Genomic DNA, 15,346 nt, shown 5'->3' on the forward strand with positions numbered 1-15,346 from the left:
TGACATCGGCCGCGACTCGCCCTAATACCGGGTGTATTTGGGCGTTTCGCGAACGCTGTCAGGCGCGCTCTGGGCCACGGCGCAGACCGGGTGAATTTCAAAACAGACCCTAGGCGTCACGCCTGTTTGACGTGGGTCTTGACCACCTCCGCCAGCTCTGGCGTCCACTCCATCGGCTGGTGAGCGGCCTTGGTGTGCAGCTCGACGTGGTCGAGCAACTCCCGCTCATCGGGCGCCGTGAACTCGGCCGGGCAATCGTTGTTGAAGTCCGCGCAGCGGATCGTCACAGCCATGTCCAGTCTTGTTCCCCCTGACCGGCCGATAAACGGATCATCTGCGACGCAGCCGGGCCATGCCCTGCCGGGTTATTTGACCGCGCCGGCCACCAGGCCCGCCACGTAATAGCGCTGGAGCAGCAGGTAGAGCACGATGCACGGGATCGCCGTCACCGCGACGCCGGCCTGCATCACGCCCCAGTTCAACGTACCCATCTGGTTCGACGCCAGGACGGTCAGCGTGACCGGCAGGGTGAACTTGGTTTCGTCGGTGATCAGGATCAGCGCGGCGAAGAACTCGTTCCAGGACGTGAAGAACGTGAACAACGCGGTGCTGATCAGACCGGGCACGGCGACCGGCAGCATCACCCGGCTCATCGCCGAGAAGAAGCCGCATCCGTCGATCAGCGCCGCCTCCTCGATGCTGGCCGGCAGCACCGCGAAGCTGTTGCGCATCAGGAAGATGCCGAACGGCAGCTGGAACGTCGTGTAGACCAGCGTCAGGCCGAGCAGCGTGTTGCTGAGCTGCAACCCGTGCAGGATCGAGAACAGCGGCGTGATGATCGCCTGAAACGGGATCATGAACGTGGCCAGGATGACGAAGAACAGCAGGCCGCTGCCGCGGAAGCGGAGCTTGGCGAACGAGTAGCCGGCCAGCGTCGCCAGCGCGACGGTCAGCAGGGTCGCGCCGATCGAGACGATCAGGCTGTTCGAGATGTGCTCCCAGATGCCGACCTGCCCGGTGTTGCTCAGGGCCTTGTAGTTGTCGACCGACAGGCCGTGCGGGTAAAGGGTCGGCGGGTTCTGGGTCGCCTCGCCCACGGACTTCAACGACTGCGACAGCATGATGTAGAGCGGGTAGAGCACGATGATCGCCACGCAGACGCATGCGGCCCACCAGGCGGCGCGCGGCAGGGTCCGGCGTACCTCGGCAATGGTGTTCATGAGTGGTCCGTCTTCCGCAGCAGGAGCATCTGCACGGCACTGACCGCCGCCAGGACCACCATCAGCATGGCGGACAGCGCGGCGCCGTACCCGAGATCGAAGTTGATGAACGAGGTGCGGTAGATCTGGTAGACCGCGGTGATCGTCGAGTTGGACGGCCCGCCGGCGGTCATGATGAAGAACTGGTCGAACGCCAGCAGCGACCCGGCGACCGAGAAGACCAGCACCAGCGCCAGCGTCGGCCGCAGCAGCGGCAGCGTGACGTATCGGAACGACGCCCACCGGCTCGCGCCGTCGATCCGGGCGGCCTCGTTCAGCTCCTCGGGGATCGACTGCAGGCCGGAGAGCAGCAGGATCATCTGCATGCCGGTCTGCTTCCACACCACCATGAGGCTGACCAGCAGCAGCGCGCTGGTCCCGGTGGCGAACCAGTTGTCGGTGGTCTCCGAGAGGCCGAACCTGGCGGACAGGTCTGAGAGCGGGCCCAGGCCGGGCTGCGCGAGGTAGAGCCACAGGTACGCGCCCGCGGCGAAGCCGATCACCACGGGCAGGAAGTAGATGGTCTGGAAGAACCGTGCCCCACGCCCGGGCCGGTTGACCAGGAAGGCCTGGATGAGCGCCGGGACCAGCAGTGCCGGGGTGATCAGGAGCGTGTACTTGAGCGTGAACCAGATCGCGTTGCGCCACTCGGTGTCGTCGATCGCCTGCTTGTAGTTGTCCAGACCGATGAACTCGTGGTCACCGAGCAGCGGCCACTCGTGGAACGACATCCAGAACGTCATGACCAGCGGCACGAGGAAGAAGACGATGACGACGGCCAGCGCCGGCGACACCAGCAGCAGGCCCATCAGCTGACGCCGGCGCCGGTTCGTCAGCCACGGCCGCTTCGGTTCGGGAGCGGCAGCGGCCACCGACTTCTCGGCCAGGGTGGTTTCGGTCATGCGACCCTCCAAGAAGGACCCGCCGCGGCCACGGGCCGGCCGCGGCGGGCGTCAATCGTCAGCCCTTGTCGATGATGGCCTGGGCTGCCTTGTTCGCCGTCTCCTGCGCCGCCTTGATGTCGCCGGTGCCGAAGACCGCCTGGTTGATCAACGTGGCCCACGGGCCGTTGTTGTCGTTGATGATGCCGTTCTCCACCACGCTGTAGGGCGTCTGGCCCGTCGACATGGCGTCACCCAGCGGCTTGTACCGCGGGTCGAGCGGCGCGTAGATCTTGTCGATCAGGTCGGTGCGGACGGGGACGATCGAGTTCTTCGCCAGGATCGTCTGGGCCTCCTCGCTGGTGGCCCACTTGACGAAGTCGTACGCGACGGCCTTGTTCTTCGCGCTCTTGGTCACGGCGATCTCATCGCCGCCCGCGAACGACGCCGTGCCGCCGTCCTTGCCCATGATCGGGGTGACGCCGAAGTCGATCTTCTTGTCCGCCATCAGCGTCTGCACGTAGAAGGCGCCGAGCGTCACCATGCCGGTCTTGCCGCCCTGGAACGTGGTGCCCTGGATGGACCCGTTGTCCGTCTTGGCGTTCGACGGCATCAGGCCCTCGGTCCACATCTGCCGGTAGAACGTCAGGACGTCGGTGACCTCCTGGCTGTTGAACTGCGCGGTCTTGCCGTCCTCGGACAGGATGTTGCCCTTGCTCGCCCAGATGTGCGGCGCCACCTCGAAGACGTTGCACCCGCCGCACTGCCCGGCCATCGTGAAGCCGTAGTGGTCCTTGCCCAGCGCGCGGATCTTGCGGGCGGCGTTGAGCATCTCGGCGAAGGTGGTCGGCGGCTTCTCCGGGTCGAGGCCGGCCTTCTTGAACAGGTCCTTGTTGTAGAAGATCATCGACGCCTCGGCGGTGAACGGCAGCGCGTACACCTTGCCTTCGTACTCGGCCAGCTTCTTGTGCGCCGGACTGAGGGCGTCCTTCCAGGTCAGCTGGTTCTGCACCTCGGTCAGGTCGTCGAGCACGCCCTTGGAGGCGAAGAACGGCAGGTAGACCAGGTCGATCGAGGCGATGTCCGGGCCGGCGCCGGTTTGCGCGGCGGTGCCGAACTTCTGCACGAAGCTGGGCGCCGGGATGACCGTCGTCTGGATCTTGCCCTCGTGGGACTTGTTGTAGGCGTCGGTGAGGAGATTGATGAAGCCCTTCTGGCTGTCCCGGACCCAGAGGGTGGCGTTGCCGGTGGGCTTGTCGGTCGCGCTGGATGTCGTGTCGTCGCCCCCGCCGCACGCCGAGGCGACGAGGGCGAGGCTGACCGCGGTGGCAGCCGCCACCAGCCGGGGGGTTTTCCGCATGATGGGTTCGCTTTCTAGGTGAGGGGCAGCCAGACGCGCATGGCGCCCGGTCCCCGGTTCGCCCAGGAGTGGTAGGGAATCGCGGTGAAGCTGACCGGGGTGTCCCCGGCCGGCGGCGCCTCGTACGGCGCGTACAGATCGGGCTGGTCCTTCTTGACCAGTCCGGACAGGTGCAGTCGCAGCGGGGTGACGTCGTCGCTCGCCCACTCCTCGGTGATCTCCGCGGACGGGTCCAGCCGCAGTTGTTCGACGAGGACGCCCTCGGGCAGGTCGGCCTGCTCGACGCAGAAGATCAGCGGCCCGCGTGCGACGGCGACGCAGCCGCGGACGGCGTCGACCCGGTCGTCGGCGCGGATCAGGCGCGGCTTCATCGGCAGGCTCAGCCGGATCGTCTCTCCATCGTGGACCGGCACGCGCAGGTAGTCGCCCGGGGCCGGCTTGGTGTCGACCGAAGCGGTCGCCCCCACCGCCCACGACGGCACGCGCACGGCCAGCTCGCCGCTCCCCCGCACGGTGATCTCGAAATCGCCATCCCATGGGTACGCGGACACGACCGTCGCACTCACCGAGGGACCCTCGAACGTACCCGCCGTGAGCAGGTGCAACTGCAGCCCGTTGTCGTCGGCCGTGGCGGCGTAGGAGTGCACGGAGGCCAGCAGCCGGGCCAGGTTCGGCGGGCAGCAGGCGCACGAATACCAGGACAGGCGCTCACTCGGCGAGTCCTCGTCGTCGCCGTTGTGGCCGGTGCGCAACTGCAGCGGGTTGGAGTAGAAGAACTCCGTGCCGGTGGCCGACGTGGAGGCGGCGATCGCGTTGAGGAGCGTACGTTCCATCTCCTCCGCGTAGCGGGACTTGCCGGTGGCCAGCAGCAGCCGCCAGCACCACTGAAAGGCCGCGATGGACGCGCAGGTCTCGGCGTAGGCGCGGTCCGGCGGCAGCTCGTACGGGTCGCCGTAGGCCTCGTCGCGGTGCCGCGAGCCGTGCGCGCCGGTGATGTACATCTTGGTGTGGAACGCGCTGTCCCACAGCTTCTCCATCGCCTCGAGCAGCGTCTCGTCGCCGTTCTCGAGGTAGAGGTCGGTGACGCCGGCGCCTAGGTAGAGCTGGCGCACCGAGTGGCCGATGGCCTCGGTCGCCTCGCGCACCCGAAGGTGGTCCTGGTAATAGGCGGGGGTGAAGCGACCGGGGTCGAGGGTCCGGTGGCCGCGGCGCTCGACCTGCAGCTCGGCGGCCCGCAGGTACGCCTCCTCGCCGGTCTCGCGGTAGAGCTCGACCAGTGCGGTCTCCACCTCGGGGTGACCGTCGATGACCGGCTCGCCGTCCTCGCCGAACCGCTTGACGATCATGTCGCCGAGGCGGCGGGCGACGGCGAGGAAGCGCTCGTCACCACTGCCGCGGTGCAGCGCCACGGCGGCCTGCATCAGGTGGCCGGCGCAGTAGAGCTCGTGCGCGTACTCCGGGTGGGCGAAGGCGACGGCGTCCGGCGTGCCCTGCACATAGGTGTCGAGGTAGCCGTCGGGCAGCTGCACCTTCTCGAACAGGTCGGCCAGCTCGGCGAGCAGCGCGTCGTACCGGTCGGTGCCGCTGCGGCCCTGCTCCCAGCCGATCGCCTCGATCGTCTTGTAGAGATCGGAGTCGGCGAACCAGAGCCCTTGGAAGGCGCCGGCCGGGCCGTCCGGACCGGCGTCGGCCAGCCGCCGGAAGTTCTGGATCACGCCGGAACTCTCGATGTTCTCGACGCAGTGGGGGATGGTTTTGTCCGCGTTGCGGGCCTGCCAAGCGCCGAGGAAAGAGTTTCCGTCGATCGTTGCGGCGCCCAGCGGCGTCAGGACTGCCTTGCGGCGCGTGGCCACCGGTCCCAGGATGTCTGTCACGTGCGTTCCTCGCCATCGGAAACTTCTAGGAAACCGTTTGTTCAAGCGCCAACGTAGGAGGCGGTCATGGACGGGTCAAGGTGCGTTCGCGAATCGAGAACGCCTGTTCAGCAGGCCGAAGTTTGCTCGGAAAACCTTTTCTGAATAGGGTTGCGCAATGTCACAGGATGCCGGCCCCCGGCCCACCACCCGTCGCATCGGCATCGCCGACGTGGCGGCGCTGGCCGGCGTCTCGCTGGGCACCGCGTCCAAGGCGCTCAACGGCCGCGGCACGCTGCGCGAAGAGACCAGGGCCCGGGTACGCGCCGCCGCCGACGAGCTCGGCTTCACGCCCAACGTGGTGGCCCGCAACCTGCTGAGCGGCCGCACGTTCACGGTCGGCATCATCACTACGGACAGCTACGGCCGGTTCAGCATCCCGGTGACCCGCGGCGTCGAGGACTCCCTGGGCGTCGGCGAGATGATCGCCTTCCTCTGCGACAGCCGCGACGACCCGATCCGCGAGCAACACCACCTGCGCAAGCTGCTGGAGCGCCAGGTCGACGGCATCATCGTGGCCGGCCGGCGCACCGACGCCCGCGAACCGCTGAGCGACAGCCTGCCCGTCCCGGTGGTGTACGCGTTCGGCCGCAGCCGCGACCCCCAGGACTGCAGCGTGGTCAGCGACGAGCGGGGCGCGGCCCAGCTGGCGGTCTCCCACCTGGTGAAGACCGGCCGGCGGCGGATCGCGCACATCACCGGGCCGCAGTCACACGAGTCGGCGCGGGAACGCGCGACCGGCGCGGTGGCGACGCTGGCCGACCTCGGCATGGAGCTGGTGGGCGAGCCGCTCTTCGGCAGCTGGACCGAGTCGTGGGGCCGGTTCGCGACGGCCCAGGTGCTCCGGACGGCGCCCGACGTGGACGGCGTGTTCTGCGGCAACGACGTGATCGCGCGGGGTGTGCTGGACGGCCTGCGGGAGGCGGGCGTGGCGCTGCCGATGCAAACAGGTGTGGTGGGCGTCGACAACTGGGGCGTCATCGCGGAAGCGGCACGACCCCCACTGACCACGGTCGACCTGGGCCTGGAGGAGATCGGCCGCCGGGCGGGAGACCTGCTGTTGGCGGCGATCGACGGCCAGCCCGCCCCGGGCGTGCACGTGGTGGAGAGCCACTTGGTGGTGCGAGAGTCCTGACGGGAGCCTGAGGCGGTTCGTGTCTCTGCCCGTCGTTTATCTGTCGGCCCGGACCGTTTCCGGGCCCGGTGGCTCATGATGAGGCATGGGCAAGGAGCGGCTCGGCGAGCAGCAGACCGCCGACCCCGCCGATCGCCTGGCGGCTGAGCCCGCCCCGCCCGCGCGGTCGACGGCCGGAGTCGGTGGCAATGCCATGTGGTCGTCCTTCGCCGGCAATGCCGCCGGCCTCAACCCCGCCCTCTGGCCCGGCCTCCTCGCGCATGCCGGCAACGCTGCCATCGCCCGCGCGGTCGAGGCCGGCGGCGGCGCGCAGACGACCGATCCGGCCGCGCTGCCGCCCGGGCAGTACCAGGTTGTCGTCGTGGGTTCGCCCAGCCCTGGTGAGCTGCCCGGACCCGCGTACCAGGACGCCGCCGCGGGCGCCCGGGCCGGCGGTGAGCAACGGGTGTGGCTGGTCGAGCGCACCGGCTACGAGCTGGCCAAGGTCGACCTGGGCGAGGTCGAGGCCCGCGCGAAAGGGGCGCCGGTCTTCTGGGTCACGCCGGACAGCTCGCTGCCGAGTCTGCTCGGCAAGTTCCCGCCCGGCTCGATCGCGGGTCTGCACGTGTTCAGTCACGGCGTACCCGGAGCTCTGACCCTGCGCTACAACTGGCCCGACCACGAGGACTACGGACTGAGCCTGGCCGGCGCTCGTACCCTGACGCCCCAGGCCTTTGCCGCGAACGCGGACATCACCTTCGACTCGTGCAACTCCGGGACCGACCCCTCGTTGCTGCCGGGCCTCGACTACGGCGAGCGGAGTCTCGCCGCCGAGGTCGCCGACGCCACCGAACGTCCGGTGACGGCTTGGAGCGGCCGCACCTCGTATCGGCAGGTCAATCGCGGAACCGGCGGCGTCATGGGTTCGGAGGTCTTCGGCGGCGGCTGGCGGCCGGACTTCACGGAGGTGTACAGCGGCACCGTGCGTCAGCGCGTACCCACGGAATTCGTCACGCCACCGAGCCGGTCGGCGGGCGACTGGTCGAGTTGGTTCAAGATGAAGGCACGGCTGCCGGAGACCCGGCGTTTCCCGGTGAAGGACAAGGGATCCGTCACCGCCACGATCGCCGCCAGCAGTGAGTTCGAACCCATGCAGGGTGCTCAGATCACGGTCATCCTGCATCGCGACGTGAGCTGGGGACGGGACGACGACCTGACCGGATCGCCGGCCGCCGTGGTCGGGCAGGAGACCGCGACCACGTGGTCCGACCTCGAGGAGGGGACGTACTACATCGAGCTCTACCACCTCTCCGGACTGGAAGTGGAGGGCACGATCTCCGTCACCGTCCGGTGAACCGCGTGGCCGGTCTGGCACGCTTTCCCAGGTGAGCGATGTCGTGGACGTCGGCGAGGTGGTCGATCGGGTCTGGCGGGCCGATGCGGCCGGGATGCTCGGGGCCCTCAGCCGCCGGCTCGGGGACTTCGACCTTGCCGAAGAGGCGCTCTCCGATGCTCTCGCCGAGGCGCTCAAGCGCTGGCCTCAGGACGGCGTACCCGACAGCCCGTCCGGCTGGCTCGTCACCACCGGGTGGCGCAAGGCGCTCGACCGTCTGCGCCGCGACGCGGTCGGCCGCGACAAGGTGGCCCGGCTGGCGGTGGAGCCGGCGCCGGAGCCGGGCGTGGACGACCGGCTGGCGATGATCTTCGCCTGCTGCCACCCCGACCTGGCCGAGCCGGCCCGGGTCGCGCTGACCCTCTACGCCGCCGGCGGGCTCACCACGGCCGAGATCGCCGCCGCCTTCCTGGTGCCGCTGCCGACGATGGCGCAGCGGCTGTCCCGGGCCAAGCGCCAGCTCCGCGAGCGCGGCATCCGGTTCGAGGTGCCGCAGCCGCACGAGTACGCCGACCGGCTGCCGGCCGTGCTGGCGGTCGTCTACCTCGTCTTCAACGAGGGATATCTGTCCAGCGGCCGGTCTGCGCAGCGACGCGAGCTGGCCCGCGAGGGGGTCGAGCTGGCCCGCCAGCTCGCCGCGCTGCTGCCCCGCGAGCCGGAGGTCGCCGCCCTCGCCGCGCTGCTGGAGCTGCACCAGGCCCGCGCCGCCGCCCGGTTCGACTCGTGGGGCCGCATCGTGCTGCTCGAGGACCAGGACCGGCGGCTCTGGGACGAGGCGGCGATCGAGCGGGCGGCGCTGCGGCTGCGGTCCGCGGTGCGGCAGGGGCGGCCGGGCCCGTACCAGGTGCAGGCCGGCATCGCCGCGCTGCATGCGCTGGCCGTCTCGTACGAGGCCACCAACTGGGCCGACGTGCGATCGCTGTACGACCGCCTGCACGCGCTGGACCCGTCGCCGGTCGTGCTGCTCAGCCGCTCGGTGGCGACCCGGTTCGCGGTGGGACCGGCCGAGGCGCTCGACGAGGTCGAGGCGCTCGGCGACCGGCTGAGTGGCTACCACCTGTGGCACGCCGCCCGGGCCGACCTGCTGGCCGCGCTCGGCCGCCGCGCCGAGGCGCTGACGGCGGCCGAGCGTGCGCTGGAGCTGGCGACGAACCCCGCCGAGCGGGAGCTGATGTCCCGCCGCGTGGGCGAGCTCCGGTTATGAGCGGCTCATCACCGGCCGCACCTCCAGCGCGCTGATCCCCGCGGCGAGCGGCCAGGTAGCCGCCATCCGCGCGGCCTCGTCGATGTCGTCGCACTCGAGCAGGACGACCCCGCCGACGATCTCCTTGAGCTCGAGGTACGGTCCATCGGTGATCACCGGCTCGCCGTTCGCGCCGGCGCGCACCGTCTTCGCCGTGTCCCGGCCCTGCAGCTCGGCGCCGCCGTCGGCGACCTTGCCGGTCGGCTGCCACCGCTCGTACCAGGAGTAGATCTCCTTCATGACGTCCTGCTCGTCCTCCGGCGACAGGTTCGTCCACTCGCGGTCGTCGCCACAGATCAGCATCGCGTACCTCATCGTTGCTCCTTCATCGTCGAAGTGTTGCTTCGTCCTGGTGACGAACGGGCGCGCCCGGTTCTCGACACGTCCGGCCGATCAATCGTCGACGTACTCCGACAGGTTGGCCACGCTGGCGACCAGGGCGGTGATGTAGGCGTGGATACGACGCGTGGTGGCCACGACCGTGGCGAGCCTGGCCGCCATCACGTCCCGCGTGACGACGGCCGAGGTGTCGGCCGTCCAGACGATCACGCGGGCGAGGAGCGTCCCGATCAGGCCGCGAACGATGTCGCGGGTCAGCAGGATCAGATCGGCGGCGGACCTCGTGACCAGTGCCATCGCGGTGGCGGTGGCGGCGACGCCCTTCAGCGCCTCGACGTTGTTCGACATCAGATCCAGGTACGCCCGCACGTCCGGCCCGGCCGGCGCGGCGAAGTCGCGGTCGAGGCAGCGCCGGAGGTCGGCGGCGATCGCGTTCAGGTCGCCGGCCATCGCCGTCCACCGGGTGGCCTGGCCGGCGGCGATCTCCGGCGTGCCACTGAGATCGTCGAGCATCTGCCGCACCGGCTCGGCGTACGCCATCGCCCAGCGCAGCCCGCCCACCCGCAGCGCGCCGAAATCGTCCTCCACCGGGGCCACGAACTCCGCGACCGGGGCGAGCTCCAGCTCGGGTTCCACCCATTCCCGTCGCTCGACCAGCTCGAGCAGGTGGTCCACGACGTGGCTCATCGACTGCGGGCGGTCGTAGGCAACCGGCGCGTCGCCGCGGGCCAGGCCGAGCCAGTCCCCGAGCCGTTCCTCGCCGGCGGCCACCCGGCGAAGCCCGCGGACCACCAGTGCCAGGGACTCCTCGATGTAGGCCATCAGCTGGTCGTGCCGGACGTACCGGTCGCCCAGCCCGGTCAGCACCCACCCGCAGACCAGGCCAAAGGCCGACTGGTCCTCCCCGATCCGGCGGGCGTCGGCCCGGACCCGCTCGAGGCGCGTTCGCAGCCGGTCGACATTGGACGCATGGGAGCGCAACCGGCCCTCCCGTTGGTTCGAGGGACATGCAACCGTAATGCATTCGCAATCCGAAGGTACATACGCGCGCGTCGATGCGACCACTAGCGTCCGGGGATCATGCATGTCGTCCTGGCCTGGTTCTCCGCACGACCGCTGACCCCGGAGACCAGGGGCGCCTTCCGCGACCGGTTCGAGACCTCGATTCGCGGTCTCGTTCCGGCCAGTTATGTGCGTTATGAGATCGGCGGGGACGACTGGGGCGTGATCATGCTGCACCCTGGGCAGATCCCGTCCACGCGCTGGGAGGCCGTGCAGTCCGATGACCGGATCACCGCCGTTTCACTGGGCATTCCGATCGGTGCGCCGCGCGGCGACACCGGCATCGCCATGGCCCGCCGGCTGCTCGCCGGGGAGAGTGTTCACCGCGGCCTGGTGCCGCCGTTCGCCCTGATGGCGGTGGATCAGGACGGCGAGTTCGCCGTCCAGCAGGATTGGCTCGGCATGTGCCGGCTGTTCGCCGCCGAGTCGGGCGGGGTCACGGCGTTGTGTACGCGCCCGAGCATGCTCGGCCACTTCCTGCACGGCACGGTGGAACCCGACCTGGACGGGTGGACCTCGTACGCGGTGTGCGGCCACTTCGGCGGCGACATGTCGCCGATCCGCGGGGTCCGGCTGCTGTCTCCCGGTGAACGCATGACCGGCCGCCGGGGATCGGACGGCGGGTGGACGATCAAGTCGCGGATCGGCCACGCGGTCGACGACGTCGTGCTGGCCGGGCTGGAGGCGCAGGGCCGGCCGCTGGACGCCACGCTGGCGTCGGCCGCGGACGAGTTCGCCACGACCGCGGCCGCCATCCACGATCAGTACGACGACATCGTCCTGGGCCTGTCCGGCGGGCGGGACTCGCGGCTGATCGCGGCGTCGCTGGTGGCGGCGGGCCGGGTGCCCAGGCTGAACACGAACGACGACATCGCCGCGGAGGGCGAGATCGCGAGCGAGCTGGTCCGGATCCTGCGGGAGAAGCGCGGGCTCGAGGTCGTGCACAACGTGCGGCCGGCCGCCTCGCCGTCGGTCGTGCTGGGGGCCGGCCTGCGGGACCGTGTGCTGCGGCTGCAACGCTTCTACGACTACCAGTTCGCGTACTCCTACATCGTCCGGCCGCCGAAGCCGGAGCTGCTGCCCGCGCGCCCGGTCCGGGCCAACATCACCGGCGCGGGCGGCGAGCTGGCCACCGGGTTCTGGTACGGCAAGCCGGGCAGCGAGGCCGACCCCGAGCAGACGGCGATGGCGCACCTGATGCCGAGCCTCTCGGGGGTCTCCGCCGCCGCTGTGGAACGGGAGCGCGACCGGGTCGGCGAGCTGCTGCGACGAGCCAAGGACAAGGGGGTACGCGGCCCGCACCTGATCGACTACCTGTACCTGGTCGAACGCGTACGGCGGTGGTCGAGCGCCGCGTACTCGCTCAACATCGTCACGCCGTTCCTCAGCCCCTCGCTGGTGTCGGCGATGTTCGCGCTCACGCCGGAGCAGAAACGCGATCGCGTGCTGCACACCGGCCTGACCCAGCGCCTCGTCCCCGAGTGGGCGGACGTCCCGTTCTTCACCGGCCGCAACAACACCGGGACGGTCTCGACGGTCCCCAAGATCTGGGACGGCGACGGCGCCGAGGTCATCGCCGACCTGATCGACACCGCCGGCGGGCCGATCGCGGAGCTGGTCGACACCGAGGTCGTCGAGCAGATGCTGGTCAAGCCCAACCGGGCGGCGCCGCGGGGTCTGCAGCGGTTCACCTATCTGGCGCTGGCCTCCCACCAGCTCGAGCCGCACGCGGTGCGACCCTCGACCGGCGCGACGCACCGGCGCGTGCTCGCCCGCACCGCCGCACGCGACGAATCCGCGGCATCGAACCCGGTTCTTTCCCGGCTGCAGTGGATCAAGCGGACTTCGCCGGGCCGCGCCGTCTGGGCCGCAGTACGGACACATATCCGACGCAGGTGAGCTCTATCGGTTTCGTCGGCGGGGTTGCACCGTGCAGAATCGATCGACACTGATTCACGTCGTTCTTTCAACGGGGGCCTGCTGTGTCGTTCGACGGGTTCATTTCGTACAGCCATGCGGCTGATGGGCGGCTCGCGCCGTCCGTTCAGCGGGGTTTGCACCGTCTGGCAAAGCCTTGGCACCGGCGGCGTGCGCTGTGGATCTTCCGCGACCAGACCGGCCTTTCGGTCACCCCGCATTTGTGGACCTCCATTCAAAAGGCCCTGGACAATTCCGAGTATTTCGTCTTGATGGCGTCTCCCGAGGCCGCTCGTTCGCCGTGGGTGAACCGGGAGATCGAGCATTGGGTGGCCACCAAGCCGGCAGACCGGATCCTGCCGGTGGTGACCGACGGCGAGTGGCAGTGGGACCCGGCGGCCAAGGACTTCTCCACCGCGTCCACGGCCGTGCCGCGGGCGTTGCGCGGGGTGTTCGCCGAGGAGCCGCTGTATCTGGATCTGCGGTGGGCCCGCGACGAGCAGCACCTGAGCCTGCGGCACTCCCGCTTCCGGGATGCCATCGCTCAGTTGGCGGCGCCGATGCACGGGGTGAGCAAGGACGACCTCGAGGGTGAGGACGTCCGGCAGCACCGCCGGGCCGGCCGGCTGCGGCTGGCCGCCGTCGCGGCGTTGATGGTGCTGACCGTGCTGGCCTCGCTGACCGGGATGGCCGCGGTCCGCAACGCGGCCGAGGCCAACGCCTCCGCGGTGGAGGCCCGGCGTCAGCAGCAGGAGGCGTCGGTGCAACGCGGCAGCGCGGCCAAGTATGCGAACCAGGCGCGCCAGCAGGAGGACTCGGCCCGGAAAGAGGAGCGGCGGGCGAAGGCGGCGGCGCTCGAGGCGGAGCGGCAGGAGCGGGCGGCCCGGACCCAGAAGAATCTGGCCGACCAGGCATCGGCCGAGGTCAAGCGGCAGCTGGCCAAGGCGGACCTGGCCCGGGCTCAGGCGCGACTGCAGCAGGCGTTGGCGAAGCGGCAGAGCGAGCTGGCCCGGGAGTCGGCGAAGGAGATGCACCGGCAGCAGCTGCGCGCCGCGGAGCAGACCAGGATCGCCCGCGAGCAGCAGCGCCTGGCCGCGGAGGCCGGCGCCGACGCCCGCGAACAGAAGCGGATCGCCAAGGAGCAGGAGCGGCTGGCCCTCGAGGCGGGTGCTCTCGCCCGTCAGGCGGAGAAGGTGGCCAAAGAGCAGGAGCAGCGCGCCAAGGAGGCCGCCCAGGAAGCGGCCGAGCAGAGCGCGGAGGCGTCCAGGCAGCAGGCCAAGGCGGAGCAGCAGAAGCGGATCGCGGTCAGCCGCCGGCTCGTCAACGAGGCGAAGAGCGCGATGGACGACGACCCGCAGGGGGCCCTCAAGCTCGGCATCGCCGCGCAGAAGATCCTCCCCGACGCCGAGTCCCGCCGTGAGGTCGCCAACCTGATCACGTCGAGCCGGCACGCGGGCACCATCGGCGACGTCCGGATGGTGGCCTACGGTCCGGACCAGCGTCTGGTGACCGTCAACCGGGACAACACCGTGTCGCTGTGGGACGGGACCGACCGGACCCACCCGGTCCGGCTCTCCACCTTCGGTGACGCCACCCCGCCGTACGAGGACTTCGACTTCCTTCTGGACAACGCCGTGGAGCTGAGCCCGGACGGGCAGACCCTCGCCGCCATCGGGCGTTCGAAGCTGATCCTGTGGGACGTCGCCGATCCGAGGAGCCCGGCGCAGATCGCCGCGCTGCCGGCCGTCGACCGCACCTACTCCTCCGTCGCGTTCAGCCCGGACGGACGCACCCTGGTCACCGGCGACATCGCTTCCCACCTCGGGTTCGCCACCCTCTGGGACGTGTCCGACCGGGCCGAGCCGACCCAGCTCGCCAGGCTGGAGCAGGGCCGGAAGCCCGCCGCCTCGGACTTCGCGTTCAGCGCGGACAGCCAGACCCTCGTGGTGGCCGACGAGGGCACGACCATCTGGGACATCGCCGACCGGGCCAAGCCGGTCAAGCGCAGTGAGATCGCCAGCCCCGGCGGCACGTACGCGATCGCCTTCAACCCGGCCGAGCCGGCCCTGGCGATCGGGGACAGCGAGGCGCTGACCATCTACGACCTGACCGATCCCGCCTCGCCGCAACGCCGCACCACCGTGGTCAAGAACGCCGGGACCCCTTCCCTTTCGCTGGCCTACAGCGGGAACGGACGCATCCTGGTCTCCGCCGGATGGGACGACGGGAAGGCCCGACTGTGGGAGGTGGACGGGTTCCAGTCGAGGGAGATCGGCCGGGTGTCGGGCCGGCACGCGATGAACTCGCTGTCGTTGAGCCGGGACGGCCGGACGCTGGCGACGGCCGACAGTTCCACCACCGGGGTGCTGTGGAACGTGGCCGAGTACGCCGCTCCCCGCGATCGCGCGACCGCCCTCACCGGCCACATGTTCGCCATGCGGGCCATGCGGTACGGGCCGGACGGCCGATGGGTCACGACCGTCGACGACCAGGGCACGGCGACCTTCTGGGAGGTGCGGGACCGGATCAAGATGGTCCAGCGCGCCACGGCCGTCGTCTATCCGCCCGGACGTGGCGGGGTCGACTTCGCGGCGATCAGTCCCGACGGCCGCACCATCGTCGCCGGCGGATACACCTCCGGGATGCACGTGACGGACGTGAGTGATCCGGCCGCGCCGGTGACGGTCGCCTCGATGACGCCGGAGGCCCTCAACGTGCTGGCGTTCAGCCCGGACGGCCGTACGCTCGTCGTCGGCGACGGCAACAAGCGCAACCTCTGGGACCTGACCGTGCCCACCAGCCCCAAGCCACTGGGCACGCTGACAGCCGCCCGGGCGGAGGGCGGCACCGTGGCCTTCAGTCCCG

12 protein-coding genes are annotated in these 15,346 nt (G+C 70.1%); 5 read left to right on the plus strand and 7 right to left on the minus strand.

Annotated elements, in window-relative coordinates; all coding sequences use genetic code 11:
• Window positions 1-116 precede the first annotated feature (116 nt).
• The 5 genes from AB0M20_RS05380 to AB0M20_RS05400 all read right to left on the minus strand — a co-directional run bounded on the left by AB0M20_RS05380 (window position 117) and on the right by AB0M20_RS05400 (window position 5,374).
• On the minus strand, window positions 117-293 hold the full coding sequence (locus AB0M20_RS05380) for a DUF1059 domain-containing protein (protein ID WP_364294121.1): 177 nt from the start codon (window positions 291-293) through the stop codon (window positions 117-119).
• Between the two features lie 72 nt (window positions 294-365).
• Window positions 366-1,220: a carbohydrate ABC transporter permease gene (locus tag AB0M20_RS05385; protein WP_364294124.1), complete on the minus strand. Its 855-nt coding sequence runs from the start codon at window positions 1,218-1,220 to the stop codon at window positions 366-368.
• Entirely contained in the window at window positions 1,217-2,161 is a 945-nt protein-coding gene (locus tag AB0M20_RS05390; protein ID WP_364294127.1) for a sugar ABC transporter permease, read from the minus strand. Before AB0M20_RS05390 ends, AB0M20_RS05385 begins: the two co-directional genes overlap by 4 nt.
• A 58-nt stretch (window positions 2,162-2,219) precedes the next feature.
• The gene (locus tag AB0M20_RS05395) at window positions 2,220-3,500 is read right to left on the minus strand and encodes a sugar ABC transporter substrate-binding protein (protein ID WP_364294130.1); all 1,281 of its coding nucleotides are present in this window, start codon (window positions 3,498-3,500) and stop codon (window positions 2,220-2,222) included.
• A 14-nt stretch (window positions 3,501-3,514) separates the two neighbouring features.
• The gene (locus AB0M20_RS05400; protein ID WP_364294133.1) at window positions 3,515-5,374 is read right to left on the minus strand and encodes a beta-L-arabinofuranosidase domain-containing protein; all 1,860 of its coding nucleotides are present in this window, start codon (window positions 5,372-5,374) and stop codon (window positions 3,515-3,517) included.
• A gap of 157 nt (window positions 5,375-5,531) precedes the next feature.
• Here AB0M20_RS05400 and AB0M20_RS05405 point away from each other — a divergent pair, with 157 nt between their 5' ends.
• From AB0M20_RS05405 to AB0M20_RS05415, 3 genes are all read left to right on the plus strand, one after another.
• Window positions 5,532-6,548: a LacI family DNA-binding transcriptional regulator gene (locus tag AB0M20_RS05405; protein ID WP_364294136.1), complete on the plus strand. Its 1,017-nt coding sequence runs from the start codon at window positions 5,532-5,534 to the stop codon at window positions 6,546-6,548.
• An 85-nt stretch (window positions 6,549-6,633) separates the two neighbouring features.
• The gene (locus AB0M20_RS05410) at window positions 6,634-7,881 is read left to right on the plus strand and encodes a hypothetical protein (protein WP_364294139.1); all 1,248 of its coding nucleotides are present in this window, start codon (window positions 6,634-6,636) and stop codon (window positions 7,879-7,881) included.
• Between the two features lie 31 nt (window positions 7,882-7,912).
• Entirely contained in the window at window positions 7,913-9,124 is a 1,212-nt protein-coding gene (locus AB0M20_RS05415; RefSeq protein ID WP_364294142.1) for a DUF6596 domain-containing protein, read from the plus strand.
• On the opposite strand, the gene AB0M20_RS05420 is transcribed toward AB0M20_RS05415, so the two are convergent.
• Together AB0M20_RS05420 and AB0M20_RS05425 are read right to left on the minus strand one after the other, a co-directional pair.
• On the minus strand, window positions 9,119-9,478 hold the full coding sequence (locus AB0M20_RS05420) for a YciI family protein (RefSeq protein ID WP_364294145.1): 360 nt from the start codon (window positions 9,476-9,478) through the stop codon (window positions 9,119-9,121). The genes AB0M20_RS05415 and AB0M20_RS05420 overlap by 6 nt on opposite strands.
• A gap of 78 nt (window positions 9,479-9,556) precedes the next feature.
• On the minus strand, window positions 9,557-10,483 hold the full coding sequence (locus AB0M20_RS05425) for a hypothetical protein (RefSeq protein ID WP_364294148.1): 927 nt from the start codon (window positions 10,481-10,483) through the stop codon (window positions 9,557-9,559).
• 99 nt (window positions 10,484-10,582) lie between these two features.
• On the opposite strand from AB0M20_RS05425, the gene AB0M20_RS05430 reads away from it, so the two are divergent.
• Together AB0M20_RS05430 and AB0M20_RS05435 are read left to right on the plus strand one after the other, a co-directional pair.
• Entirely contained in the window at window positions 10,583-12,463 is a 1,881-nt protein-coding gene (locus tag AB0M20_RS05430) for a hypothetical protein (protein ID WP_364294151.1), read from the plus strand.
• Window positions 12,464-12,546: 83 nt separating this feature from the next.
• Window positions 12,547-15,346 (plus strand): TIR domain-containing protein (locus tag AB0M20_RS05435; RefSeq protein WP_364294154.1); only part of this gene is annotated, 2,800 nt, incomplete at its 3' end.

The organism is Actinoplanes sp. NPDC051633 (genome assembly GCF_040681735.1).
Taxonomy (GTDB): Bacteria; Actinomycetota; Actinomycetes; order Mycobacteriales; family Micromonosporaceae; genus Actinoplanes.

Coding starts and splice junctions, on each gene's coding strand:
- AB0M20_RS05380 (WP_364294121.1), bottom strand. CDS start 293: ATGGCTGTGACGATCCGCTGCGCGGACTTCAACAACGATTGCCCGGCC.
- AB0M20_RS05385 (WP_364294124.1), bottom strand. CDS start 1,220: ATGAACACCATTGCCGAGGTACGCCGGACCCTGCCGCGCGCCGCCTGG.
- AB0M20_RS05390 (WP_364294127.1), bottom strand. CDS start 2,161: ATGACCGAAACCACCCTGGCCGAGAAGTCGGTGGCCGCTGCCGCTCCC.
- AB0M20_RS05395 (WP_364294130.1), bottom strand. CDS start 3,500: ATGCGGAAAACCCCCCGGCTGGTGGCGGCTGCCACCGCGGTCAGCCTC.
- AB0M20_RS05405 (WP_364294136.1), top strand. CDS start 5,532: ATGTCACAGGATGCCGGCCCCCGGCCCACCACCCGTCGCATCGGCATC.
- AB0M20_RS05410 (WP_364294139.1), top strand. CDS start 6,634: ATGGGCAAGGAGCGGCTCGGCGAGCAGCAGACCGCCGACCCCGCCGAT.
- AB0M20_RS05420 (WP_364294145.1), bottom strand. CDS start 9,478: ATGAGGTACGCGATGCTGATCTGTGGCGACGACCGCGAGTGGACGAAC.
- AB0M20_RS05430 (WP_364294151.1), top strand. CDS start 10,583: ATGCATGTCGTCCTGGCCTGGTTCTCCGCACGACCGCTGACCCCGGAG.